The sequence below is a fragment of the Mesorhizobium sp. M0938 genome, assembly GCF_040319125.1.
GTDB classification, from domain to species: Bacteria; Pseudomonadota; Alphaproteobacteria; order Rhizobiales; family Rhizobiaceae; genus Mesorhizobium; species Mesorhizobium robiniae.
Window position 1 is genome coordinate 15,235 of record NZ_JAMYNS010000008.1, and the last position, 26,173, is coordinate 41,407.

Consider the following 26,173-nt stretch of genomic DNA (forward strand, 5'->3'; position numbering starts at 1 on the left):
GAAGGCAATCGATTTGATGTTCTGGATTGCCTCATCTATAGATTTTGTCAAGTGGCCTAACTTTAGGAAGACGGTGTGGAGCAGAAACAGTTGAGCGAGGCTGACATTCGGGCTGCCTTCACGTCCAGCGCGCGTTCCGTGTTCCGCACGCTTTTCCAGTCAGGCCCGGCGACGCGACCTCAACTCGGTTCGACGCTTGGTTTGTCGCGGCCGACATTGTCTTCCTCGATCGCCGAGCTCTTCGCTGCCGGCTATGTCGAGAAGATCGGCGAGGTGCAGGGTCCGCTTGGCCGCAAGGCAGCGATGTACCGGTTAGGCGCCGGTGCCGGCCATGTGATCGCCATCGACGCCGGCTCGACCCATGTACGCACGCGCGTCACCACGCTCGACAGGCGGCTTCTCCATCATCGTGTCTACCGGCTGTCGTCCAACCAGCGTCATCTCGGCGCCGAGATCAGCCATGCAGTTGCCGAGGAGGTCGAGGCGACGTTGGCGCTGACGGAGCCGGGTTGGGGGAAGTTGCGCGCTCTCGGCATCGCTCTGCCTTCCCGCGTCGTTGCCGACAATGCGGCCCGGGCGGCGACCGGCCAGGAGAACCTGTTCTCGCATTTTACGCCGCCCGATGGCGTTCCGCTGCTGCTCGAGAATAATGTCAACTGCGCGGCGCTGGCTGAGCAGAGCCACGGCGTCGCGCAAGGCCTGAATGATTTTGCCTACATCCAGATCGGCCTGAAGATCGGCATGGGCTTGGTGCTTGGCGGCCGCCTGATCCGCGGTCGCAGCGGCGCCGCCGGCGAAATCGGTCATCTGCCGTTCCCGTGGGGCCCTGGCCTGCGGCCGCAAAATGCCGGACTGGAAGACTATGTCGGAGCAGAGGCGCTGATGCAGCGAACCCGCGCAGCCTGGCCGCAGGATGCCGGGGCGGCACCGGCCGACACGGCGGCGCTCTTTGCGTTGGCCGGCGAGGGGCATGCCGCCGCCCTTGCCCAGGTGAAGCGTCACGCCGAGGATATCGGCGCCATCGTCTCGGCCTGCGTCGGCGTCGTCGACCCCGGAATTGTCGTGCTCGGCGGCGGCATCGGCGACAACGCGATCATGCTGCCCTATGTCCGCGAGACCGTCGACAGGCTGAGCTATCCGACGGAAATCCATGCCAGCAGCCTCGGCGCCGACGCAACCGTGCTCGGCATCGAGAAGATCGCCGCGGACCATGCGTGCGAGTTGCTTGTCGGCAAGTGATCCGTGCCACTCGATCCTTATCGCTATCCTCCAGTCGCTCCGACAACAATTTTGTTCGGCTTCCACTTGCGGGTCTGAATTTGTTTGTTAAGGTGCGTAACATAATAAGAAGCAGAAACGCCTTGGGTCGATCCGGGCCACGTCTCGATCGGGAACCCGTAAACCACAATGGAGGTCTGAATGATTTCGACACGTTACATGCATGCGGCCTGCGCTGTCGCGCTTGCCACGGCCGCAACGATCAGCGGCGCTCGCGCTCAGGAGCCCGTCACCCTGGAATACTGGGTCTATTCGGATTTCGCCCAGGGTGAGGCGCTCAAGCTTCAGCAGACCTTCATCGAGGAATTCCGCAAGACCCACCCGAACGTCACCATCAACATCTCCGGCAAGGGCGACGACGATCTGACGACCGGCCAGGTCACGGGTGCTGCGTCCGGGAACCTTCCTGATGTGTTCATGAACGGCGTCAATGTCGGCGCCACGCTGGTCGAGGCCGGCGCGCTCAAGAACATCTATGCCGAGTTCATGGCGATGCCCGAGGAGTATCGCCAATCGTTCGATCCGGCCCTTGTCGCCATGTGTTCGCCCAAGCCCGAAACGATGTATTGCCTGCCTTATACCGGCTACGGCTCGTTCATGTTCCGCAATCTGACCGTCCTTAAGGATGCCGGGGTCGACACAGCGGCACCGATCAAGGACTGGGCGGACTGGCTGTCGCAGATGGAAAAGGTCAAGGCCTCCGGCAAATACGCCGTGCCGGACCAGACTCAGGCCTGGCAGTCAATCGTCGACACTTATTCGGGCGTTGCGACACCTGACGAGTGGGGTGCGGATTTCGAGACCAAGAAGACCAAGGTCAATGAAGCGAAATATGCGCAAACGTTGCAGATGTTCGTCGACATGCAGCCATACACCAGCGGCACCAGCCGCAACGACCAGGCGACCAAGGATCTGTTCATCTCGAACCAGCTCGCCTTCCACCTGGTCGGCCCGTGGGTCAACCCGACCTATGCGGAAGCGGCCAAGGCATCCGGTTTGAAATATGACTACGTGCTGGTGCCCGGCAAGACCGAAGGCGACTATGGCGGCATCAAGGGCTATGAGTTCATCGGCGTTGCGCCAAACAAGAATGCACAGGTCGCGTTCGAATTTGCGGCCTATGTCACCGCCAAGGAGCAGATGCTGCGCTGGGCGAAACTCTTGTCGCGATACAATGCGAGCGCAGCGGCAATGGCCGATCCTTCGGTCGCCAGCGATCCGCTGATCGCCATCACCAACAAGGCGGCGGCAAACGCGATCGACGGCATGCCGCCCTATTTCAAGGGCGCCTATCCAAACTGCTACCGCTCCATCCTGACCGATAATGCCCAGACGGTCGCCGACGGCGGGGTCTCTCCGCAGGACGGCGCCAAGGAGCTTGTCGAAGAGCTCAACGAGTGCCTGGCCGGCGGCTGACGCTCAGCCTCCCGATTTTCCGGCCAGGACCTCCCACCTGGCCGGAGACCGCATCGAGGATAACCATGCTCGACAAGAAACATATCCCCCACCTTTTGATGGTGTTTCCGTTCCTGGCCCTCTTTGCGGTGTTCTTCCTCTACCCGATCGTCAGCGGCTTCGTTTATTCCTTCTACGACTGGAACGCGACGACAACGTCCCGCTTCGTTGGCCTGGCCAACTACCAGCGCATCATTCATTCGCGCGACTTCTCCAAGGCGATGTGGAATCTCGGTTCCTACATCGCCATCACCGTACCGGTCGGCATCGCCGTCGCCTTCTGCCTCGCGCTGCTGGTCGACAGCTTCAAGGGCTTTTGGCAGAACTTCTTCCGCAGCATCTTCTTCATGCCGGTGGTCCTGCCGATGTTCCTGGCGGCGACAATCTGGCGCTGGATCTACACGCCTAATATCGGCCTCCTGAACACCATCCGCGGCCTGTTCGGCCTGCCCTCGGTGCAATTCCTCAACGACACCTCGACGATGCTCTATTCGCTTATCGCAGTCGATGTCTGGGTGTCGGCCGGCTTCAACATGGTCATCATCCTCGCCGGCATGAAGAACATCCCCAGGCACTATTACGAGGCGGCCCGCCTCGACGGCGCAAGCAAGCTGCAGGAGATTTTCTACATCACCATCCCGATGCTCTACCCGGTGCTGTTCTTCGTCACGACCTATGGCGTGATCTCCGCTCTTCAGGTCTTCGACACACCGTGGCTGCTGACCGGGTCGTCCTTCTCCCAATATGGCGGACGCCAGAATGCGCTGCTGTTTCCGGTCATGGACATGATGGGCCGCGGCTTCGGCGAACTGAAGTTCGGCCAGGCGGCGGCCTACGGTTTCATCCTGACCACCGTCATTGTCAGCGTGACAGCGGTGATGTTCGCGCTGCGCAAGAAAGGCCACCAGCCATGACGACCGACGTCGGGCTCATCCGAACCGCCGCGCCAAATTATGCGCTGGACCTGTCGATCTGGACGGTCCTGAAGTGGACCGTCGCCATCTGCGTTGCGATCGTCGCCGTCTTCCCGATCGTCTGGATGATCAATGTGGTGTTCGCCGAGCCAGGCGTTCCGGTGTCGATCAATCCGCGCCTGCTGCCGACGTCACTTAGCGCCGGCATTGCCAAGATCAACACCATCCTCAGCGAAACCGGCTATCTGCATGCCTATTACATTTCGATCACCTACAGCCTTTTGACGATCGCCGGCGTGCTCCTGTTTGGCTCGATGGCAGCGTTTGAGTTCGCGTTGTTCGAGTTCCCCGGCAAGCGGTCGATGTTTGCGATCGTCATGCTTTCGCTGATGGTGCCGACGGCGGTCACGCTCATCCCGACCTACCTCCTGACGGCGAACTTAGGCTGGCTGAACACCATGCAGGGACTGGTGGTTCCGGGGCTCGCCTCCGCATTCGGCCTGTTCATGCTGATCCAGTTCATGCGGACAATCCCGCGCGAAATGATCGAAGCGGCCCGGCTCGATGGCGCCAGCCACTTTCAGATCTATCGTCACATCGCGTTGCCGATGTCGAGGAATGCGCTGGTGACGCTCGCCATTCTCACCTTCATGCAGACCTGGGGTAACTTCATCTGGCCGCTCATCGTGGCGCCCAGTCCGCAAATGTACACGGTCGGGCAGGTTGTCGGCCTGTTCAACGCGCCATTCTCACACGTGACCGTGGACATCGTCATGGCGGCGAACCTGCTCGCGGCACTTCCGCCGCTCATCTTCTTCCTGCTCTTCCAGCGCAAGATCGTCGAAGGCATCGCGATGTCCGGCTCCAAGGGCTGAGCGGCACCGTCCCGCGAAGCTCCAATCCGAACATCAACAAAGGCATTGGCATGGCTGATCTCCAAATCATCAACGTCTCGAAATCCTACGGCGCCGTGGAAGTGCTGCGCGATATCAACCTATCGATCGCGTCGGGCGAGTTCGTGGTCTTCGTTGGCCCGTCCGGCTGCGGCAAGTCGACCTTGCTGCGGATGATTTCCGGCCTCGAGGAAGCCCCTGTCGGCGAGATCAGGCTCGATGGCAAAGTGGTCAATCGCGTCGATCCGGCCAAGCGCGGCGTTGCCATGGTGTTCCAGTCCTACGCGCTCTATCCGCATATGACGGCGTTCCAGAACATGGCCTTCAGCCTGACCATGGCGCGCGAGCCGAAAGCCGTGATCAAGGAGAAGGTCGGCCGCGCCGCCGGCATCCTGCGGCTGGAAAAGCTGCTCGAGCGCCGGCCTGGCGAATTGTCCGGCGGTCAGAAACAGCGGGTGGCGATCGGCCGCGCCATTGTGCGCGAACCGAAAGTGTTCCTGTTCGACGAGCCGTTGTCGAACCTCGACACCGAGTTGCGCGTCCAGATGCGCGCGGAATTGATCCAGCTGCATGCCAAGCTCGGCACGACGATGATCTACGTCACTCACGACCAGGTCGAGGCAATGACGCTTGCCGACAAAATGGTGGTGATGAACGGCGGCATCATCCAGCAACATGGCACGCCGCTTGGTCTTTACGATGATCCGGATAACAAGTTCGTAGCCGGCTTTATCGGCTCGCCGAAGATGAACTTCATCAAGGCCAAGGTGGAAGCGGTACGAGCGGACGCCATCGTCCTGTCGGATCTCGGCGGCCGTTCGAAGCTGGAATTGCCGTTTCGCAATTTCGACGCCGGCGTTCGAGAAGTCGAGATCGGCGTTCGCACCGAACACATAGACATCGCGCAAGACGCCAGAGCGACTGACATCCTAGCTGCCAGGGTCGCATTCGTCGAAGAACTCGGCGACGTCACCTTCATTCACACCGACCTGCCCACTGGCGAGCGGCTTGTCGTGCGCAGCAGCAAGGCTCGCCACAAGGGCAGTCCGGAGTGCTTCGTGAAGCTCGACCCGGCCGGCGTGCTGCTGTTCGGCACGAACGGCGAGCGGATCAGAAGCGCTTGACCGATCTGCCTCACAATGCGCCCCCCGCTATGGGAAACTGTAGCATGCCGAGCAGTTCGCGTGCGGCTATTGCCTGGAGGATCCGTTGATCACAGTTGGGATCGATATTGGCGGCACCAAGACGCATCTGCGCGCCTGCGATTCTGCCGGTATGGCTCGCGACCTTGTCATGCCGACAGCCGATTGGCGGGTGCGTGACTGGGACAGGGACGCCGCGGCACTGCTCGAAAACGTCAGGCAGCTGGTCGATGGCGGACAAGTGGTGGCGCTCGCCGTCGGGGCGCATGGCTGCGACGATGCCTCGGAATGCGAAGCCTTCGAGACAGCCCTCGCACGTCGTGCGACCTGTTGCGTCAAGGTCGTCAATGACGCCGAGCTACTGCCCGCGGCACTCGGTTATGAGCGGCAGATCGGGCTGGTCGCCGGAACCGGTTCGATCGCGGTCTGCCGTGATCCTTCGCTCGGTATGATGGTTGCCGGCGGCTGGGGCTGGGTCATCGGCGACGAAGGCAGCGCCGCGGGGTTGGTGCGCGAGGCGGGCCGCTCGATCAGCCTGCATCTCGATCGCGGCGGTTCGCTCGACGAACCGCTGGTGCGTCTCTTCTTCGAAGCCTTCGAGATCAGGAGCGCCGCCCGCATCGGCAGCGCCGTCGCGCGTCAGGGCGGGGCAGCGGCCCTCGGATTGCACGCGCCGCTCGTCTTCGCGGCGCACGAGCAAGGCTCCGAACTGGCAGGCAAGGTGATCCGCGACGGCGCCCGTCACCTCGCTGAACTGGCGATGCGCCTGAAGCACAATGGCGCGGCGGCCGACATCGTGGTGGCCGGCGGCGGCGTGATTGTCTCGCAGCAGTCGCTTGCCGCGGCTTTCCTGGCCGAGATCGAGGCGCAGTCGGAGGGAACTCTGGCTGCCAGCATATTTTACGGACCGCCGGTCGAAGGCGCCTGCCGCATGGCGAAGGCGATGGCCGAGGAATGGCTCGCCGCCCCGCAATAGTTTGACGACAAGCCACACGCACAAATCAAGGAAGGCACCATAATGAGCTATCGGTCCGAAGTCGCACGCCAGCCGGAATCCATCGCCGCCTGCATCAAGTCGGCTCGTCAGGGATTGCAAAGCGTCGATCTGTCTCCGTTCAGCTCCGGCCTTATTGCGGTGACCGGCATCGGCGCGAGCTACGCCGCATCCGTGGTCGTGGCGGGCGAACTGGCAAGGCGCGGCCGTCGCGCGGTCGCCATGCGTGCCGTTGACATGATCGACGGCACTGATGTCGCCGATGCCATCATCGCGATGTCGCACCGCGGCCGCAGCGTGGAGACCGTCGATGCGCTGAAGGCGCAAGCGGGCGTGCCGGCGCTGGCTATCACAAAGGACGAGACAAGCCCGCTGGCGCTGGCCGCAGGTCGCCATATCAGCCTCGACAATGGCAATGATGCGACGCCGTCCAGTACCGGCTATACCGGGTCGCTTGTTGCTGCCGGGCTACTCAGCGAAAGCCTTTGCGGCGCGACTGCAACCGACTGGGACGCGCTGCCAGGCAAAGTAGCCGATCTGCTGGGCCGGGCCGCGACCAAGATGAAGCACATCGGCGAACTGTTCGCCGCCCGCCGTGCAATCGACTGTGTCGGCGCCGTTTCGTCGCTCGGCACCGCCGACGGCGCCTCTCTGCTGATCCGTGAAGCCTCGCGCATTCCGGCTGGCGCCACCGATACGCGTCACTATCTGCATGGCCCGATGGAATCGATGGACGCCACCACCGGCGTCCTTGTCTTTGGCGACGGCCGCGAGGTGCGCCTTGCCGAACAGCTCGATGAACTCGGCTGCCCGGTCGTGCTGATCACCGCGAATGGCGAGATCGACGATAAAGGCAGGTTGACAGTGCTGCGCGTGCCGGCCGAAGAAAACCGGATCGCTCGCGGAATCCTCGACATTATGGCGGCGCAGTTGCTTGCAGCAGAGCTTTCGGATGCGGCGGGCCTCACCGACACAAAATTCCGCTACCGGCAGACCGACACCAAGATCCTCTGAGCCCGGGTGGCGTAGACTGCAATAGTCACTATCAATCTGGCCGGCAGGCGTGCCGGCCTCCAACGGGATCCGTGTCCTGATCGCCTCGACCCGGTCGAGCGCCGCCGCGCGTGTCGTTTTTCGACGAGCAAAGAACGCTTCAACGCTCTAGATTTGCGTGATCCTGCTCCCGAGCAGGAGCAAGATTTTTCTGGCCCAAGTTCTCTCCATCCGGCTGCACATTGCAGCCGATCAGCCCAACGGCTACTGACTGCAGGAAATTGAGCCGGTTAAGCAATGAAGCTGGTCAGCTACAACATTCAGTACGGTTTCGGCGGCGACCGCCGCTACGATCTCGCGCGCTGTGCCAAGGTCGTCGGCGGCGCCGACATTATCGCCTTGCAGGAAGTGGAACGGCACTGGCAGCGCACCAACGAGGACGACCAACCGGAAGTCCTTTCGCGGCTGCTGCCCGAATACCATTGGGTCTACGGTCCGGCTTTCGACATGGACGCCAGCGAGCGGCGTGACGGCCGCATCGTCAACCGGCGGCGGCAATTCGGCACCATGGTGCTGTCCAAACTGCCGATCGTCTGGTCGCGCCTGCATACGCTGCCGCTGCGCCGCACGATGCGTCCCCTCAACACCCGCAACGCAGCGCTCGAATGCATGATCCGCACCCCTGCCGGACCAGTGCGGGTGCTGTCGCTGCATCTCGCGCATATTGCGGCCGAGGAGCGGCTGGAGCAGATCGATTACTTGCTCGCCGAGCATCGCCGGGCGCCGTCCGAGGGCGGCCCTTGGAGCGGCGCCGACGATGAACCGTCGCGCAATTGGAGCAATGGCGAGCCGGCGCCGGAGAACCCGCTGGCGGCGATCTGGATGGGCGATTTCAACATGGAGCCGGGCAGCGCCGAGTACCATCGCATCATCGGCAGCACGCCCTATCATCGTGGTGCTGCCTATCTCGACGGTTTCGTCGATGCCGCCGCCGTCGCCTGCGAACCGACGCCGGATTTCCACACCCATGTGAAGACCATCGACGGCAGGCTGACAAAGCGCCGGTTAGACCATTGTTTCGTCGGCGGCATGTTTGCCGGCCGTGTGCGCTCGGTCAGTGCCGATATCGGCGAAATCGCCTCGGATCATTTTCCACTGCGGGTCGACATCGACCTGGAAACGCCATTTACGGTGGGGACCGAAGGCGCATGAGCCACCGATGACCTTGTTCGTCTTCTTCGCGGTGCTTGCCGCCGCCGCCATGCACGCGATCTGGAACGCGCTGGTCAAGGTCCATCTCGACCGCTTCCTGTCGATCACGCTGATGACGCTCGGCATGGGCGCCGTGGCGCTTCTGGCTCTGCCTTTCGTGGAGGTGCCGAAAGCGGAAGTGTGGCCCTACATCATCGCCTCGGTGATCTTCCACATGGGCTACAGGACGTTTCTGATCGGCGCCTACAAGGCCGGCGATTTCGCCCAGACCTATCCGCTGGCGCGCGGCACGGCGCCGCTGCTTGCAGCACTTGGCGGCATAGTGATCGTCGCCGAGGTGCCGGCGCCGCTCGCCATTCTTGGCATCGTCCTGCTGTCGGCCGGCACGCTGGTGCTGTCGTTTCGCGGCGGCGCGCATCTGGAAAGGCTGAACCTACGCGCAGTTGGCTTCGCGCTGGGCACCTCGATCTTCATCGCCAGCTACACGCTGTCCGATGGCAGCGGTGCGCGGTTGGCCGCCACGGCCTCGAGCTATGCCGCGTGGTTGTTCGTCTGCGATGCGCTGTGGGCGCTGGTGCTGTGCCTGATCTTTCGCGGACCAAAGGCGCTGCCGGTGCTGGCGCGCGACTGGAAGGCGGGCGTCTACACCGGCGTGCTCAGCGGCGCCGCCTATTGGATCGTCATGTGGGCGATGACCAAGGCGCCGATCGCCTCGGTCGCGGCGCTGCGCGAAACCTCGATCCTGTTCGCCATGATGATCTCGGTGTTTGCGCTCGGCGAGAAGATGACGGGCTGGCGAGGTGCCGCCGTGCTCAGCATCGTTGCCGGTGTTGTCGCGCTGAGACTTGGATAGGCTAAGCGCCTATCTCGAGGTTATCACCATCAAGCACCGCGACCAGACGGGCGCCGGGCCGCTGATGAGCCGCATGCACCAGATAGGCATGCGCACTGGCATGCTGAACGGCCACTAGGACCATTCTTCGATAGTCGGCGGGCGCGCCTATGCGCGGTAGCGGGTGTCCGACCGCCATACCACAAGAAGAGCTCGTCAATTCTCCGATTTGCCTTGTCCGGGCAAATCTGTATGCGGTATGCGTCCGACGCAGGCCCATCCGGCGCGCCGACGCCACATGGCCATAGCGGCCGTTCTGCATAGGGATACGCCAATGAACTTCGACCTTCGGGGCAAGCGCGTTTTCATAGCCGGGCATCGCGGCATGGTCGGCTCGGCCATGTTGCGCAGGCTGGCGGACGAGGACTGCGAGGTCCTGACCGCATCTCGCGATGAACTCGATCTCATGGATCAGGCCGGCGTGCGGCGCTGGATGGCGGTCCACAGGCCGGACGCGGTGGTGATGGCGGCGGCCAAGGTCGGCGGCATCCTGGCAAACAACAGGTTGCCGGTCGATTTTCTGCAGGACAATCTCATCATGCAGACCAATGTCATCGAGAGCGCGTTTCGCAACGAGGTGCAGAAATTGCTGTTTCTCGGTTCTTCCTGCATCTACCCGAAGTTTGCCGCACAGCCGATCTCCGAGGACGCTTTGCTCACGGGTCCGCTCGAGCCGACCAACGAATGGTATGCGATCGCCAAGATCGCTGGACTGAAACTGTGCCAGGCGTATCGGCGCCAATATGGTGTCGAGTATATCTCGGCGATGCCGACCAATCTCTATGGTCCCGGTGACAATTTCGACCTCTCCACCAGCCATGTCGTGCCGGCCCTCATGCGCAAGGCGCACAAGGCCAAGCGCGCCGGCGACAGAACCCTGGAGGTCTGGGGATCGGGCACGCCGATGCGCGAATTCCTGCATGTCGACGACGCCGCCGACGCTCTGGTCTGGCTACTGAAAAACTATGCCGGCGACAGCCATGTCAATGTCGGCTCGGGCGAAGACATCACCATTGCCGAGCTTGCCTGCACCATGCTCTCCGTCGTCGGCGCTGATGCCGTGCTGACATTCGACTCGACCAAGCCGGACGGCACGCCGCGCAAGCTGATGGACGTATCGCGCCTGTTCGCCACGGGCTGGCGTCCGCGGTACTCGCTTCAGAGCGGACTGGAACAGACCTATGCGTGGTTTCTCCAGCATATTGAGAAGGGCGATCTCCGCCTCGGCGCCGCCTGACCCTCAATTGACGCTGATTGCCACCTGAGATCGCAGCCCTGGGCGGCCCTGAAGCACCTAGCGAGGCTCATCCGGCGCCTGAAAGCGAACGAGCCTCACAGACGTTCCCCGACCAAGCACTGCGTTTGAAAAGCGCGCTCAATCGCGGAGAGGGAAAAACGTCTACAACGGCAAATGCTGTGGCGTAGGCGATACCAGCCGAGAGGGTAAGGATGGCGGCGGCAAGCCGGGAAATACGCCAGACTCAACGCCAGAATGATCCTACCCGATGTTGCCTGGTCTTCACCAGGCAATGCCGATAGGGCCGGCCGGATTCGATAAACCGAAGCCGATCCGATGCGGATGAATTCAGGAGACGGCGGATTGTCCGGATGGTGGGCGTGACAGGGATTGAACCTGTGACCCCTGCAATGTCAATGCAGTGCTCTCCCGCTGAGCTACACGCCCATCCGAAGCCGCGCATACACCATTTTTGCTCCGGCGCGTCAATAGGAGGAAAAGGGAAAGAGAGGCTCGCCTCGTCGCGCCGTTGAACGCGCGTCGGATGCCGGCGGCGGAAAGCCCGTCAAGCTGCCTGCAGCGTCTTTTCGACCTCGTTGACGAGGTCGCGCAGATGGAACGGCTTCGACAGCACCTTGGCGTCTTTCGGCGCCTTGGAATCCGGATTGAGCGCCACGGCGGCGAAGCCGGTGATGAACATGACCTTGAGGTCGGGATCGATCTCGGTGGCGCGGCGGGCGAGTTCTATGCCATCCATCTCCGGCATGACGATGTCGGTCAGCAGCAGCGAGAAAGGCTCTTCGCGCAGCCGCTCATAGGCGCTGGCGCCATTGTCGAAATCGCTGACCTGGTAGCCGGCACGCTCCAGCGCCTTGACGAGAAACCGGCGCATGTCGTCGTCGTCTTCCGCCAGTAGAATGCGTGCCATTTTATCCCGTCCGAATCACCCGTCCGAAACTGCCGTGGGGCAGCTCGTTAACCATCCTGTATATGAGGAGGTGACGGTAAACATCAAGTGAACGACGAAAGGCCAGATCCGCATTCAACAAAGCGGTCCGGACGCCGAAATGCTGGACATGGGGCCGGCGAGGTGGCACTTTCCAATCATGATGCATTGGTTTTTTTGGGTTCGTTCAAATTGAAAACGGCAGCCGAAGATTTTTCGGTCGTTCCAGCCTTCGAAATCCGATCGGGCGCCGAACAGCGCGTCCCCTTCCTCTTCAACTCGCCGCATAGCGGCCGCCACTATCCGGACCGGTTCCTGGCCATGGCAAGGCTGGACAGAAATGCCATCCGCCGGTCCGAGGATTGCTATGTCGACGAATTGTTCGGTGGCGCCGTCGCGCTCGGCGCGCCGATGCTGGCGGCAAACTTTCCGCGTGCCTATCTGGACGTCAATCGGGAGCCCTGGGAACTCGATCCGCGCATGTTCGCCGAGCCCGTGCCATCCTTCTGCAACATCCGCTCGGCGCGCGTGGCCGGCGGGCTTGGCACCGTGCCCAAGCTGGTGGGAGAGGGGCTCGACATCTATGCCGGCCGCTTGCCGCTGGCGGAAGCCGTGGCGCGCATCGAAGCTGTCTACAAACCTTACCACGAGACGCTGAAACGGCTTTTGACTACGACCCATGCGCGGTTCGGCTTTGCCGTGCTGATCGATTGCCACTCGATGCCGGCGAGCATCAGGGTCGGCGACAGCGGTCTCAGGCCGGATTTTATCATTGGCGACCGTTTCGGCATGTCCGCCTCGGCAGCGTTGACCGAGACGGCGATCGGCCTATTGATCGGCATGGGCTATACCGTGGCCCATAACAAACCTTATGCCGGAGGCTTCATCACCGAGCACTATGGCCGCCCGGTGCGCCATCTCCATGCATTGCAGATCGAGGTCAATCGCGGGCTCTACATGAACGAGCGGACGTTCCAGAAATCCGCCGGCTTCGATGCGCTCGCCGACGATCTGGCACAGTTCTCGGCGGACCTGATGGCAATGCCCGATCACGATTTTATCGATCTGCCGCTTGCCGCCGAATGATGCCAAATCGGAAATCGATCAACGACGCGCGATCCGCCGGATGCCTCGCTAAAAAAAGACCGCATCGTTTGCACGACACGGTCGAAGTCTAGGGAGGAAACGCCCAAGGAGGGCATGGACAGGAAAACCTGTCCGAGAACAAACCTATTGTGCGTTGCACAAATGTCAAGCCGCCGACCGGCGTTTTTAACTCACTGTGATGTGGAAATTGTATTTCGAGGGCGCCAGCGTTGCATCCGAGCAACAGTTGTCGATGCGCAAAAGCTCTCGCACGCCCTTGTTTTGGCGGAAAACCGCAGGCAAACGACGGTTCAGCTCGGCTACGCGGGAGACTCAGTTGGACATCAGCATCGATTTCATGCGGCACATTGCACTTGCCGCCGCAGCCGAGACCTTACCGCGCTTTCGCAGCCGCGGCGCGGTCACCAACAAGGAGCAAGGCAGCTTCGATCCGGTCACCGAGGCCGATCGCGAGGCGGAGCGAGTCATCCGGGCGCTTATATCAGCGGAGTATCCCGATCATGGCATCCTCGGCGAGGAGCATGGCAGCGAGAACATTTCCAGCAGACATGTCTGGGTCATCGATCCGATCGACGGCACGCGCGCCTTCATCTCCGGCCTGCCGGTGTGGGGAACACTGGTCGGGCTGACGGTCGACGGCGACGCCGTTGCCGGCATGATGTCGCAGCCCTTCACCGGCGAGCTTTTCTACGCCAACGCCTCCGGCGCCCATTATGAAGGTCCGGGCGGGCCGCGAAGGCTGACGACACGCAAGACGACCGATCTCGCCGAGGCGACGCTGTTCACGACGACGCCGGCGCTATTCAAGGGAGACGCGCGCCTGCGCTACGACCTGTTCGAGAAACAGGTTCAGCTCGCCCGTTACGGCACCGACTGCTACGCCTTCGCCATGGTCGCGGCGGGAAGCGTCGACATCGTTGCTGACCCCGGGTTGAAACCCTACGATATCGTCGCGCTGATCCCGATCATCGAGAAGGCCGGCGGCGTCGTCACCACCTTCGAAGGCGGACCGGCGGAGAGGGGCGGCGACATCCTGGCTGCGGCAACGCCGGAGCTTCATGCCGCGGCGATGGCGGCGCTGCGTGGCTGAACCAGCTGGGCAACTACCAAGGTGCCCACAGGCGAATGATAGCCCCATGCTCCTGACAGGAGGATGTCAGGAGCTCTCTGCTATGGAGATAATGTCACGGGAGGGGTTCACATGCCGACGCAGTCAACAGCCGGTCGTTCCGAAGATGCTCCGGCAGACGGTCGGGCCGACTTCGATTTCTTCTTCGGCCGCTGGAACGTCAGCCATCGAAGGTTGCAGAAGCGCCTGCAAGGCGCCGCGAACTGGGACGTGTTTGGCGGCACATGCGAAGTGCACTCGATCCTTGGCGGCCTCGGCAATTTCGACGACAACGCCATTGACTTGCCCGGCGCTGCTTATCGCGCCGCCACGCTGCGGACGTTCGATCCGGCGACAAGACAATGGTCGATCTGGTGGATCGACGGCCGCAATCCCTCGACCATCGATGTCCCGATGCGCGGCACTTTTGAAGCAGGCGTCGGCACGTTCCTGTGCGAAGACGTCTTCGACGGACGCAAGATCCAGGTTCGCTTCCTCTGGACGCGGATGAGTGAAAAGTCGGCGCGCTGGGAGCAGGCTTTTTCACCGGATGGCGGCAGGACATGGGAGACCAATTGGATCATGGACTTCGCCCGGCAGGCGTAGAGCCAAGGGACGCGGCATTCAATCAGGCTTCGTCGTCGCTTCCCGGGATGAAGGCATCGAAGGCGGCGAGGAACTGCTCGCGATAGAAGTCGGCTTCCTGCAATATTTCGTGGCGTGCGCCGTCGATCACCAGCAGCGAACCGAGACGCAGACGTCTGGTGTAGGTTTCCACCGCCTTGGTCGAGACGACCTGGTCGGCGCCGGCGGCGACCATCAGCAAGGGAACCTGGATCCTGGCCATGAAATCGGGATCGTTGATGGCCTCGGACGCCTCCGCCGCCGCTTTCAGCCAGCGGATCGTGGGACCACCGAGCGCCAGTTGCGGGTAGGTCTCATAGATCAGCGTGTTGCGCCGATATCGCTCCGGATCTGACGTCACCTTGTTGTTGGCAAAGGGTAAGGTTTTCCGCGGCCGGGGGCCCCAGGCGGCATAAAGCTTGCCAAGGCCCAGCAAGCAGAACAGCGAACAGATGCGGCGAACGGTGGTTGTCGAGACCGGCAGGTCGGGCACGGCCAGGAACGGTGCGATCAGCACCATTCGCCGTACGCGATTCACCATCGACGGCGCAGCAAGCAGCGTGATCACCGCCCCAGCCGAATGGGCCAATATGTAGTACGGCCCCCGGCAGTCAGGCAGCACGATCTCCTCGAAGAACTGTTCCAGGTCGCTGGTGTAATCGAAGAAACTCCGGACGTGGCCGCGCTCGCGGTCGCCGATCAGCCGGTCGGAACCGCCCTGGCCGCGCCAGTCGAGGGTCGCAACACCGAGGCCGCGGTCGGCAAGATTACGGATGGTCTCGAAATATTTTTCGATGCACTCGTTGCGGCCGGTCAGAACGACCACTGTGCCCTTCATCGGGCGGGCAACGGCAGGGAAGAGGCCGTAGCGGATCTTCTTGCCATCGCGCGTCGTAAAGAAACCACCGGCCGCATTTGCCGGTGGCGGATTGCCCGGAATTTCGCGGAAGAGTGGAATTTCGTTGAGGAGGTCCATTCGGCGCTGCGTTTGTGTGTCGCTGCCTGCATGGCGCAAGCTTTGGGTAGGCATAGACGCCCATGCACCAAATGCAAAGGAATTCCGGACGCGTGGAAAGGCTGAACGAGGCAATCAGCGAGTAAGGCCGGAAGCAGCTTGCGGCGTGCTTCCGGCCTCTGTCGATCCGGGAGGAAGGGACGTTACACCCGGTCGGCCTCGTTGCGGCATCTCGTGCATGACCTCGAAAATCGGGCTCGATTTTCGCTGGGGATCATGCGCGACCAAAATCACAGCTCTCTTGCGCGTCCGATCGGATGCGCGGCGCCGTGACCACCGCCTGTTCCTTGATCCTGGAAGCAGTCTAGGGCCGCATTGCTGAACGTTCGCCGAAGCCGCGGTTCATCTGCCGTTCATCGAGCTGGCAGAATCTTGAAATGGCTTCATGTGCTCCCCAAATGTCTGTTGCGGTCGCCAATGTCGGGGCCGCTGGCCTTATCCGGAACGCCATCATGGGTTTCGCACCGGCCATACGCAAACCTTGTTGCTCAACAGGAGAACACACTATGCGTCACGTTGATTTTTCCCCGCTCTATCGTTCGACCGTCGGTTTCGATCGGTTGTTCACCATGCTCGATTCGCTTGCGCAGCCCGAAGGCGCGCAGACCTATCCGCCCTACAACATCGAGCGCACCGGCGAGGATTCCTATCGCATCTCGATGGCGGTCGCCGGCTTCTCGGACGACGAGCTCTCGATCGAAGCTCACCGCAATGTGCTGACCGTCAAGGGTGAGCGCAAGGAAGACGGCAATGGCGAGGGTTCCGAACTGCTCTATCGCGGCATTGCCAGCAGGGCCTTCGAGCGCCGTTTCCAGCTTGCCGACCACGTTGAAGTCGTCGGCGCCTCGCTCAAGAACGGTCTGCTCTTCGTCGACCTCAAGCGCAACATTCCCGAAGAGCTGAAGCCCCGCAAGATCGCGATTAGCGCGTCTTCGGCCAAGGCCAAGCAGATCGAAGCCAAGACTGCCGCATAAGCTGCGTCGCAAAAACGACCGTCAGCGACGAAGGCCGGCGTTTTCGCCGGCCTTTTTTCGTTGGCATGAACGCAGCTATCCAGCAATGAGCTGACCAAAGCGGTCGACCTCTTCGGCCGCGGTCGCAAAGCTGGTGACGAAACGGTAGAGCGTCTCGTCCTCGCCGATATGGCCGTCGAAGTCATGCGGCTTGTGCCAGTCATAGAAAGCGGCACCGGCCGATTGCACGCTTTCAGCCTCGGCCTTTTTCATCACCGCGAAAACTTCGTTCGCTTGCGGCAGCCAGGCCAGACGCGCCGATGGCGAATCCTCGATCACTGCCGCAAGGCGCGCTGCCATGGCGTTGGCATGCCGGGCCGTATCGAGCCACAGGGCGTCCTTGAAATAGGCTTCGAACTGCGCAGCGACGAAGCGCGATTTCGAGAACAATTGCGCCGCGCGCTTACGCAGGAAGGCTAATTCCCTGGCACGATCCAGATCGAACAGAACGATAGCCTCGGCGCACCAACAACCATTTTTGGTGCCGCCGAAGGAGAGAATGTCGACGCCGCGCTTCCATGTCATTTCCGCCGGCGTCGTCTCGAGTGCGACCAGAGCATTGGCAAAACGGGCGCCGTCCATGTGCAGCGGTAATTTGTGATGCTTGGCGATCTCCGAAATCCTGGCGATCTCATTCAAGGTGTAGATGGTGCCGACCTCGGTCGACTGGGTGATCGATACCGCCATCGGGCGTCCGGAGTGGACGATTTCAGACGCGAACCGGCCAACCGCTCTTTCCAGCCTGTTCGGATCGATCTTGCCCAGCGCGCCGTCGACGGCATAGAGCCGCGAGCCGCCGGTAAAGTATTCCGGCGCGCCGCATTCATCCTCGATGACATGCGATTCGCGATGGCAGAAGGAAATGCCGCCCGATTTGTTGTAGGCGGTCAGCGACAGCGAATTGGCGGCGGTGCCGGTCGCCACGAAAAACACCGCGACCTCGCGCTCGAAGATGTCGTTGAAGTGCTGATAGACGGTCTGGTCGAGGGCACCGTCGCCATAGGCGGTGGAAAAACCGCCGGCATGGGCCGACAGGCCTGCGGCGATACTGGGATGGGCGCCTGCCCAATTGTCGGAAGCGAAATTCATGCGTTTGCCTGTGCTGGGAAAATCCATGCAACCTTGGCCGCTTTCGCATCCCGCCCGCAAGTGCCAAGTGCCCGAAAACCGGTAAAGCCAGGGAGAGACGATGGTGTAGATAAACGACCGAAGGTTGCGTGCAGCCGCGGCCATGCGTAATTTTCTGTCGTGGAATGCCGAAGATTTTCATGAATCGGTCTTGTGCCTGTCGGGAATATCTGTCATAAAAATTTAGGACAGTAGTGCTGTCTTATTTTGTCGCACACATAAGGCTGGATTGGCGTATCATTAGGCCTCTCCGGCCGTTGCCGTGAGCGACAGGTAGACAGCCCGGCTCTGGCCTGTACGATTACCGGATGCGAACCAGGCCGCCTGTTCGCAAGGATTTCGCAAGACGTGCCGTAAGGATGAAGGGGAGCCAAGCGCTTCCCGACGCAAACCAGCGCCCTAAAGGGCGGGAATGGAGGACAGGATGATGACGGAAATGACGCCATCTGCGATGAACGGCCCGGCCGCGCAGACGAAAGCGCCAGCCGTCAAAAATCCGTCTCTGACCAAGATCGGGCGAACCCATACGGGCTTCGCTGCGCAAGGCCTTTATGATCCACGCAACGAGCACGATGCTTGCGGCGTCGGCTTCATCGTCAACATGAAGGGCGTGAAGTCGCATCAGATCGTCAAGGACGGCCTTGCCGTGCTCGAGAACTTGACACATCGCGGCGCCGTCGGCGCCGACCCGCTGATGGGCGACGGCGCCGGCGTGCTAGTGCAGCTCCCCGACCGTTTCTTCCGCGAGGAAATGGCCAGCCAAGGCGTCGAATTGCCCAAGCCCGGCCATTACGCCGTCGGCCATGTGTTCATGCCGCGCGACCCCGAGCTTCAGGCGCATATCGAAGGCATAATCGCCGAGGTGGCGCAGCTCGAAGGCCAGCCGCTGCTCGGCTTTCGCGATGTGCCGGTCGACAATTCATCGCTGTCCAAGGCGCCGGATATCGCTGCTTCCGAACCGGCCCAGCGGCAGGTGTTCCTCGGCCGCGGCGCCGAGATCGAGAGCGACGACGACTACGAGCGGCGGCTCTACATCCTGCGCAAGGTCATTTCCGGCCGCATCCATGAGGAGACCAAGGGCGTCGACAACGGTTTCTACGTCGTGTCGATGTCGTCGCGGACCATCGTCTATAAGGGCATGTTCCTGGCCTATCAGGTCGGCGCCTATTACAAGGATTTGACCGACCCGCGTTTCGAGACGGCGCTGATCCTGGTTCACCAGCGGTTCTCGACCAACACCTTCCCGTCGTGGAAGCTGGCGCATCCCTATCGCATGGTCGCCCACAATGGCGAGATCAACACGTTGCGCGGCAACGTCAACTGGATGGCGGCACGCCAGGCCTCGGTCGATTCCGAACTGTTCGGCAACGACATCTCAAAGCTTTGGCCGATCTCCTACGAGGGGCAGTCGGATACCGCCTGTTTCGACAATGCGCTCGAATTCCTGACGCAGGGCGGCTACTCGCTCGCCCATGCGATGATGATGCTGATCCCGGAAGCCTGGGCCGGCAACAAGTTGATGGATGCCGATCGCAAAGCCTTTTACGAGTATCACGCGGCCCTGATGGAGCCGTGGGACGGGCCAGCGGCGGTCGCCTTCACCGACGGACGCCAGATCGGCGCCACACTCGACCGCAACGGGCTGCGCCCGGCGCGCTACATCGTCACCGACGACGATCGCGTCATCATGGCCTCGGAAGCCGGCGTGCTGCCGGTGCCGGAGGAGCGGATCGTCAAGAAGTGGCGGCTGCAGCCCGGCCGCATGCTGTTGATCGACCTCGAAAAGGGCCGCATCGTTTCCGATGAGGAGATCAAGTCGGAGATCGCGACCAAGCATCCCTATAAGAGCTGGCTCGCCAACACCCAGCTCATCCTCGAGGATCTGAAGCCGGTCGAGCCACGCGCGCTGCGCAGGGATGTCAGCCTGCTCGACCGCCAGCAGGCGTTCGGCTACACCCAGGAAGACACCAAGCTGTTGATGTCGCCGATGGCAACGACCGGCCAGGAAGCCGTCGGGTCGATGGGCACCGACACGCCGATTTCGGCGATGTCGGACAGATCGAAGCTGCTCTACACCTATTTCAAGCAGAACTTCGCCCAGGTCACCAACCCGCCGATCGACCCGATCCGCGAGGAGCTGGTGATGAGCCTGGTTTCATTCATTGGACCGCGGCCTAACATCTTCGACCTCGTCGGAAACTCGCGCCGCAAGCGGCTCGAAGTGCGCCAGCCGATCCTGACCAATGGCGATCTCGAAAAGATCCGCTCCATCGGCCACACCGAGGACCGTTTCGACACCAAGACGATCGACATCACCTATGGCTCGAACGAGGGCGCGGCCGGCATGCAGGGCGCCATCGACCGGCTGTGCGAGCGCGCCGAGGCGGCGGTCGCCGGTGGCTACAACATCATCATCCTGTCCGATCGCCAGCTCGGACCGGACCGCATCGCCATACCGGCGCTGCTGGCGACGGCCGCGGTGCACCACCACCTGATCAGAAAGGGGCTGCGCACCTCGGTCGGGCTCGTGGTCGAGTCCGGGGAGCCGCGCGAGGTGCATCATTTCTGCTGCCTTGCCGGCTACGGCGCCGAGGCGATCAATCCTTACCTGGCTTTCGACACGTTGCTCGACATGCACAAGCGTGGCGAGCTGCCGGCGGAGGTCGACGCCTACGAAGTCGTCACCCGCTACATCAAGTCGATCGGCAAGGGCATCCTCAAGGTGATGTCCAAGATGGGCATCTCGACCTACCAGTCCTATTGCGGCGCGCAGATCTTCGACGCGATCGGGTTGAAGTCGGATTTCGTGCAGAAATATTTCACCGGCACCGCGACGCTGATCGAAGGCGTCGGGCTGGACGAGATCGCGGCCGAGACGGTCAGCCGTCACACCGACGGCTTTGGCAACGACCCGGTGCTGCGCAACAGTCTCGAGGTCGGGGGCGAATACATGTTCCGCATGCGCGGCGAGGCGCATATATGGTCGCCCGATGCGGTGGCCACCTTGCAGCACGCCGTGCGCCAGGGCTCGTGGGAGACGTTCAAGGACTATTCCGCTCAGATCGACAGCGAGACCGCGCGGGCGCAGAGCATTCGCGGCCTGTTCAAGATCAAGCTCGCCAAGGAAACCGGGCGCAAGAAGGTCGCGCTCGACGAGGTCATGCCGGCGGCCGACATCGTCAAGCGGTTCTCGACCGGTGCGATGTCTTTCGGCTCGATCTCCAGGGAAGCGCACACCACGCTGGCACGCGCCATGAACACCATCGGCGGCAAGTCGAATACCGGCGAGGGCGGTGAAGAGGCCGACCGTTACCTGCCGCTGCCGGGTGGCGGCAAGAACCCCGAGCGCTCGGCGATCAAGCAGGTCGCCTCCGGACGGTTCGGCGTGACGGCGGAATATCTGGTCAACTCCGATGTGATGCAGATCAAGGTCGCGCAAGGCGCAAAGCCCGGCGAGGGCGGTCAGTTGCCGGGCCACAAGGTCGATGCCACCATCGCCAAAGTCAGGCACTCGACACCGGGCGTCGGCCTGATTTCGCCGCCGCCGCATCATGACATCTACTCGATCGAGGACCTGGCGCAGCTCATCTACGATTTGAAGAACGTCAATCCGGCGGCGGATGTCTCGGTCAAGCTGGTCTCCGAAGTCGGCGTCGGCACGGTTGCGGCCGGCGTCGCCAAAGCGCGTGCCGACCACATCACCATATCGGGCTATGACGGCGGCACCGGTGCATCGCCGCTGACCTCGCTCAAGCATGCCGGCAGCCCATGGGAAATGGGCCTTGCCGAGACGCACCAGACGCTGGTGCTCAACGGCCTCAGGTCGCGCGTCGCGCTGCAGGTCGATGGCGGCCTGCGCACCGGCCGCGACGTCGTCATCGGCGCGTTGCTCGGCGCCGACGAATTCGGCTTCTCGACCGCGCCGCTGATCGCGGCCGGCTGCATCATGATGCGCAAGTGCCATCTCAACACCTGCCCGGTCGGCGTCGCGACGCAGGATCCGGTGTTGCGCAAGCGCTTCAAGGGCACGCCGGAACATGTCATCAACTTCTTCTTCTATGTGGCCGAAGAGGTGCGGGCGCTGCTCGCCGACATGGGTTACACCCATCTCGACCAGATCATCGGCGACACCGATCTCTTGGAAAAGCGGGCGCTGATCCAGCACTGGAAGGCGCGCGGGCTCGATTTCAGCAAGATGTTCTTCAAGCCAGATGCCCCGCACGAGGCGGTGCACTGGACCGAGCGCCAGAAACATCCGATCGAAGACGTGCTCGACCGCAAGTTGATCGAGCTGGCCAAGCCGGCGCTGGAAGCCAGGCAGCCGGTCAGCATCGAGCTGCCGATCCGCAATGTCGACCGTTCGACGGGCGCCATGCTGTCTGGCGAAGTGGCAAAGCGCTTCAAGCACAAGGGGCTGCGCGAGGACACGATCTCGGTGAAGCTCACCGGCACGGCCGGCCAGTCGTTCGGCGCCTTCCTGGCGCGGGGCGTCTCGTTCGAACTCGTCGGCGCTGCCAATGACTATGTCGGCAAAGGCTTGTCCGGCGGCCGCATCGTTATCCGACCGCCAGAGAACGCGAATATTGTCGCCGCGGAGTCCATCATAGTCGGCAATACGGTGCTTTACGGCGCGACCGAGGGCGAAGCCTATTTCAGCGGCGTCGCCGGCGAGCGTTTTGCCGTGCGCAATTCGGGCGTCGCTGCCGTCGTTGAAGGCGTCGGCGATCATGGCTGCGAGTATATGACCGGTGGCATCGTCGTCGTCATAGGCCAGACCGGCCGCAACTTCGCCGCCGGCATGTCGGGCGGCGTCGCCTATGTTCTCGACGAGGAAGGTGATTTCGCCGAGCGCTGCAACATGGCGATGGTCGAACTGGAACCCGTTCCTGAAGAAGACGACCTGATGGAAAAATTGCTCCACCATGGTGGTGACCTCGATCATAAGGGCCGTGTCGACGTATCCGGCGACATGACCAGCCATGACGAAGAGCGGCTCTACCAGTTGATCTCGAACCACGTCCATTACACGGGTTCGGTGCGCGGCCGCGAGATCCTCGACAATTGGGCGACTTTCCGGCCGAAATTCCGGAAGATCATGCCGGTCGAATATCGCCGCGCCTTGATCGAGATGGAACGCATGCGCATGGGCGTTGCGGCGGAATAGGTTTTGGAGTTGCCGGAAAGCCAAGCTTCCCGGTCGACGCCTTCATCAACAATCCTGGCCTCGGACTGAAGGTTGCCACGGCTGCCTTATGAGGTTAACGGGTGCGTCGTCGAGCGCGCCTTCTGGACAGCAGGAACTGGACTATGGGCAAGGTAACAGGCTTTCTCGAGATCGACCGGCAGGTGCACAAGTATCAGCCGGCTTCCGACCGCATCCGGCATTTTCGCGAATTCACGCTGCCGATGTCGGATAAGGAGGTCGAGAAACAGGCTGCGCGCTGTATGGATTGCGGCATTCCGTATTGCCATGGGCCGACCGGATGCCCGGTCCACAACCAGATCCCGGACTGGAACGACCTTGTCTACAATGGCGACTGGGACAATGCGATCCGCAACCTGCATTCGACCAACAATTTCCCGGAGTTCACCGGCCGCATCTGTCCGGCACCTTGCGAGGAAGCCTGTACGCTGAACCTCGAAGACATTCCGGTTGCCATCAAGACGATCGAGCAGGCGATCGCTGACAAGGCTTACGAAACCGGTCATATCCGCCCCTATCCGCCGGAAAAGAAGACCGGCAAGCGCGTCGCCGTCATTGGCTCGGGGCCGGCCGGCATGGCGGCAGCCCAGCAGCTTGGCCGCGCCGGCCACGACGTCCATGTTTATGAGCGCGAGAGTCGGCCGGGCGGGCTGATGCGCTACGGCATTCCCGACTTCAAGATCGAGAAGCACTATATCGACCGGCGCATCGAGCAGATGCAGGGCGAGGGCGTGAGCTTCCATTGCGGCGTCAATGTCGGCGTCGACAAGCCGGTGGCGGAGCTGCTCGCCGAATACGATGCTGTGCTTTATTGCGGCGGTTCGGAAACACCGCGCCCGGCCAACATTCCCGGCGACGATCTCGCCGGCGTGCATGACGCGATGCCCTATCTGGTGCAGCAGAACAAACGCGTCGGCGGCGAGCCGATCCAGTCGGTGGCGTGGCCCTCACAGCCGATCGTCGCCGGGGGCCAGCATGTCGTCGTCGTCGGCGGCGGCGACACCGCATCCGACTGTGTCGGCACGGCGTTCCGACAGGGCGCAGTGCGCGTCACCCAGCTCGACATCCGGCCGCAGCCGCCGGAAAAGGAAGACAAGCTTTCGGTCTGGCCGTACTGGGCGACGAAGATGCGCACCTCGTCCTCGCAGGCCGAAGGCGCCGAGCGCGAGTTCCAGGTGGCGACGCTCGAATTCATCGGCGAGGACGGCGCGTTGACCGGCGTCAAATGCTGCGAGGTCGATGAAAAGCGCAAGCCGATCGCCGGCACGGAATTCGTCATCCGCGCGGATCTTGCCTTCATCGCCATCGGCTTTGCCGGGCCCGCCGCCGTCGGACCGGTATCGGAACTGGGCGGCCAGATGAAGATCGCTGTCGACAGCCGCCGCTCGAACAACGTCGAAGCCAATGATCGCGACTACAAGACCAGCGTCGAAAAGCTCTATGCGGCAGGCGATGTCCGTCGCGGCCAGTCGCTGGTCGTCTGGGCGATCCGCGAGGGTCGGCAGGCGGCGCGTTCGATCGACGAGGCGCTGATGGGATCGAGCGTGTTGCCGCGCTGAGACCGTTTGGACTCTACTCCTGCGGCCATCTGAGGGCGTTTGGCCTTCGCCGGCCAAATCACTCATGAGCGGTCGTGGCAGTTAAGGCTACGACCGGCGTAGGCCGGCGCTCACGTACTCGAATGTATGCTCCGCTCCGGTTTTCGAAAACACCCTCATATGACTCACAGAAGCGAGTTTCGAAATGGTCTCCGAACCTCGTATCAAGGATTGATCGCCGTCGTCGTGTCGCTTCCAGCGGCTGCCGCCGCGGGCTGTGCCCTGGGCGGCCAGGAAAAATCGTCGGCGCGGCCGGGCGAAGCATCTGATGCCTTGCCCTCGACGACGAGTTTCTCGCCAAGCCCATCCGCCTTTGCCGGCGGCGCGGCGCCAAGAAGTTCCGAACCGCCGTCGAGCGCTGGATCGTTGAGCAGCATCGGCACGGTGCGATTGACGGCCATCGGGGCCGCGGCCGGTGCCGGGGCTTCGACGGGAGCGCCTGCTGGCGCATAAGTTGACGGTGTGCCCGTGGGCGCGGTCATTCCAAGGATCTTCATCAAAGGTTTTTCGGCATAGAAGGCGAGCTTGCGTTTGCCGGCTTTCGACACATAGATGCCGTCGTCGGTTCGCAGACGCACCGGCTGCCCGTTGATGTCGGGCCCGCTGGTGACAAAGGCGCCATCCTCGTCGACGAAGCCGTCCCAGATGTCGACGAATTCGCCGCCATGAGTTTCGGCGGTCGAGCGGTAGATCTCGTTGAAAGCCAGCATGTCGGAGGTCATCTTCGGCGCCTTGAATGCCGGCATGCCGACCCACAGATACGGCACCTTGGCCGATGCAATGGCCTTGCCGAACGCTTCGGTCCGGCGTTCGTATTCCTTGATCCAGCCTTCGGATTGCGGCTGTTCGCGCTCGTCGTTCACGCGCATTTGCTGCCGATCGTTGGAGCCCAGCATGACGATCACGGCCGCGGGCTTTTCAGTTTCGATCAGCGACTTGATCTGTTCGGGCCAGTTGTAGAAATCGTCACGCACGAAACCGGACGAACCGTTGCTGCGAACGACGATCCTGATTTTGTTGTTTTCGGCAAAGGCGGTATCCAGGCCTTCGGCGAGGCCGCTCGCCATGAAATCGCCGACCACCAGAACGGTGCGGGCATCCGGCGCCTTCTCGACGATGGGGGTTGTCGGCTCGGCCGGCCGGCGCGGCGCGGCACGGGGCTTTTTTGCCCTCGGCTTCGGCGGCCTGGCTCTTTGAATTAGGCGCGGCGGCGGTTCCAACCGCTCGCTGCGACGCGGAAACAACAAGTCGCGCAGCGACCAGCCACGCCTTTGTTCTTCCTGCGCGATGGCCGGCGTGTGAAAGGCGGCGGCAGTACTGACAGCCAGAACGGCAATCGCCAGAAGCAGGATCGGCGCGCGACGAAAAATCACCCGGATACGCGCAGCCGAAACCAATCACCCTCTCCATCCCTTAAAAGC

Annotated in this window: 21 protein-coding genes and 1 tRNA gene; 17 read left to right on the forward strand and 5 right to left on the reverse strand. The window is 62.2% G+C overall.

Annotated features, from left to right (window positions below; genetic code table 11):
- Window positions 1-75 precede the first annotated feature (75 nt).
- The 11 genes from NKH73_RS15720 to fcl all read left to right on the forward strand — a co-directional run bounded on the left by NKH73_RS15720 (window position 76) and on the right by fcl (window position 11,010).
- Window positions 76-1,239 carry an ROK family transcriptional regulator gene (locus NKH73_RS15720; RefSeq protein WP_352933068.1) on the forward strand — a complete coding sequence of 388 codons (1,164 nt, stop codon included), beginning with the start codon at window positions 76-78 and terminating at the stop codon, window positions 1,237-1,239.
- Window positions 1,240-1,419: 180 nt separating this feature from the next.
- Complete coding sequence (locus NKH73_RS15725; protein ID WP_352933070.1) at window positions 1,420-2,694, forward strand: extracellular solute-binding protein; 1,275 nt, start codon at window positions 1,420-1,422, stop codon at window positions 2,692-2,694.
- A 65-nt stretch (window positions 2,695-2,759) separates the two neighbouring features.
- A complete protein-coding gene (locus tag NKH73_RS15730) occupies window positions 2,760-3,647 on the forward strand; it encodes a carbohydrate ABC transporter permease (RefSeq protein WP_352933072.1) in 888 nt (295 codons plus the stop codon).
- Window positions 3,644-4,522, forward strand: a complete 879-nt coding sequence (locus NKH73_RS15735; protein WP_352933074.1) for a carbohydrate ABC transporter permease — start codon at window positions 3,644-3,646, stop codon at window positions 4,520-4,522. Before NKH73_RS15730 ends, NKH73_RS15735 begins: the two co-directional genes overlap by 4 nt.
- Before the next feature lie 50 nt (window positions 4,523-4,572).
- Entirely contained in the window at window positions 4,573-5,664 is a 1,092-nt protein-coding gene (locus NKH73_RS15740) for an ABC transporter ATP-binding protein (protein ID WP_352933075.1), read from the forward strand.
- An 85-nt stretch (window positions 5,665-5,749) separates the two neighbouring features.
- Entirely contained in the window at window positions 5,750-6,658 is a 909-nt protein-coding gene (locus NKH73_RS15745; RefSeq protein WP_352933077.1) for an N-acetylglucosamine kinase, read from the forward strand.
- Window positions 6,659-6,700: 42 nt separating this feature from the next.
- Window positions 6,701-7,690 carry an SIS domain-containing protein gene (locus tag NKH73_RS15750; protein ID WP_352933079.1) on the forward strand — a complete coding sequence of 330 codons (990 nt, stop codon included), beginning with the start codon at window positions 6,701-6,703 and terminating at the stop codon, window positions 7,688-7,690.
- A gap of 276 nt (window positions 7,691-7,966) precedes the next feature.
- The gene (locus NKH73_RS15755; RefSeq protein ID WP_352933081.1) at window positions 7,967-8,881 is read left to right on the forward strand and encodes an endonuclease/exonuclease/phosphatase family protein; all 915 of its coding nucleotides are present in this window, start codon (window positions 7,967-7,969) and stop codon (window positions 8,879-8,881) included.
- 7 nt (window positions 8,882-8,888) lie between these two features.
- Window positions 8,889-9,734 carry an EamA family transporter gene (locus NKH73_RS15760; RefSeq protein WP_352933083.1) on the forward strand — a complete coding sequence of 282 codons (846 nt, stop codon included), beginning with the start codon at window positions 8,889-8,891 and terminating at the stop codon, window positions 9,732-9,734.
- Complete coding sequence (locus NKH73_RS15765; protein ID WP_352933085.1) at window positions 9,727-9,852, forward strand: hypothetical protein; 126 nt, start codon at window positions 9,727-9,729, stop codon at window positions 9,850-9,852. Before NKH73_RS15760 ends, NKH73_RS15765 begins: the two co-directional genes overlap by 8 nt.
- A gap of 195 nt (window positions 9,853-10,047) precedes the next feature.
- Window positions 10,048-11,010, forward strand: a complete 963-nt coding sequence (gene fcl, locus NKH73_RS15770) for a GDP-L-fucose synthase (RefSeq protein ID WP_352933087.1) — start codon at window positions 10,048-10,050, stop codon at window positions 11,008-11,010.
- Window positions 11,011-11,382: 372 nt separating this feature from the next.
- Here the strand turns inward: fcl and NKH73_RS15775 are convergent.
- Together NKH73_RS15775 and cpdR are read right to left on the reverse strand one after the other, a co-directional pair.
- Window positions 11,383-11,457 (reverse strand) — tRNA-Val (locus tag NKH73_RS15775).
- Between the two features lie 118 nt (window positions 11,458-11,575).
- On the reverse strand, window positions 11,576-11,938 hold the full coding sequence (gene cpdR, locus NKH73_RS15780; RefSeq protein WP_352933089.1) for a cell cycle two-component system response regulator CpdR: 363 nt from the start codon (window positions 11,936-11,938) through the stop codon (window positions 11,576-11,578).
- Window positions 11,939-12,100: 162 nt separating this feature from the next.
- Here cpdR and NKH73_RS15785 point away from each other — a divergent pair, with 162 nt between their 5' ends.
- The 3 genes from NKH73_RS15785 (at window position 12,101) to NKH73_RS15795 (ending at window position 14,777) form a co-directional block, all read left to right on the forward strand.
- On the forward strand, window positions 12,101-13,042 hold the full coding sequence (locus tag NKH73_RS15785; RefSeq protein ID WP_352933092.1) for an N-formylglutamate amidohydrolase: 942 nt from the start codon (window positions 12,101-12,103) through the stop codon (window positions 13,040-13,042).
- Between the two features lie 337 nt (window positions 13,043-13,379).
- Window positions 13,380-14,153, forward strand: coding sequence for a histidinol-phosphatase (hisN, locus tag NKH73_RS15790; RefSeq protein ID WP_352933094.1), 774 nt, complete (start codon window positions 13,380-13,382; stop codon window positions 14,151-14,153).
- Window positions 14,154-14,264: 111 nt separating this feature from the next.
- Window positions 14,265-14,777, forward strand: a complete 513-nt coding sequence (locus NKH73_RS15795; protein WP_352933096.1) for a DUF1579 domain-containing protein — start codon at window positions 14,265-14,267, stop codon at window positions 14,775-14,777.
- A gap of 22 nt (window positions 14,778-14,799) precedes the next feature.
- On the opposite strand, the gene NKH73_RS15800 is transcribed toward NKH73_RS15795, so the two are convergent.
- Window positions 14,800-15,771, reverse strand: coding sequence for an alpha/beta fold hydrolase (locus tag NKH73_RS15800; protein ID WP_352933098.1), 972 nt, complete (start codon window positions 15,769-15,771; stop codon window positions 14,800-14,802).
- A gap of 545 nt (window positions 15,772-16,316) precedes the next feature.
- On the opposite strand from NKH73_RS15800, the gene NKH73_RS15805 reads away from it, so the two are divergent.
- Entirely contained in the window at window positions 16,317-16,784 is a 468-nt protein-coding gene (locus NKH73_RS15805; protein WP_352933100.1) for an Hsp20 family protein, read from the forward strand.
- Window positions 16,785-16,859: 75 nt separating this feature from the next.
- Here NKH73_RS15805 and NKH73_RS15810 read toward each other — a convergent pair whose 3' ends face one another.
- A complete protein-coding gene (locus NKH73_RS15810) occupies window positions 16,860-17,912 on the reverse strand; it encodes a threonine aldolase family protein (protein WP_352933102.1) in 1,053 nt (350 codons plus the stop codon).
- Between the two features lie 466 nt (window positions 17,913-18,378).
- On the opposite strand from NKH73_RS15810, the gene gltB reads away from it, so the two are divergent.
- Together gltB and NKH73_RS15820 are read left to right on the forward strand one after the other, a co-directional pair.
- Window positions 18,379-23,115, forward strand: coding sequence for a glutamate synthase large subunit (gene gltB / locus NKH73_RS15815; RefSeq protein ID WP_352933787.1), 4,737 nt, complete (start codon window positions 18,379-18,381; stop codon window positions 23,113-23,115).
- Window positions 23,116-23,258: 143 nt separating this feature from the next.
- Window positions 23,259-24,713 carry a glutamate synthase subunit beta gene (locus NKH73_RS15820; RefSeq protein WP_352933104.1) on the forward strand — a complete coding sequence of 485 codons (1,455 nt, stop codon included), beginning with the start codon at window positions 23,259-23,261 and terminating at the stop codon, window positions 24,711-24,713.
- A 203-nt stretch (window positions 24,714-24,916) separates the two neighbouring features.
- Here NKH73_RS15820 and NKH73_RS15825 read toward each other — a convergent pair whose 3' ends face one another.
- Window positions 24,917-26,149 (reverse strand): SGNH/GDSL hydrolase family protein, encoded by a 1,233-nt coding sequence (locus NKH73_RS15825; RefSeq protein WP_352933106.1) that lies wholly within the window; start codon window positions 26,147-26,149, stop codon window positions 24,917-24,919.
- Between the last annotated feature and the right edge of the window lie 24 nt (window positions 26,150-26,173).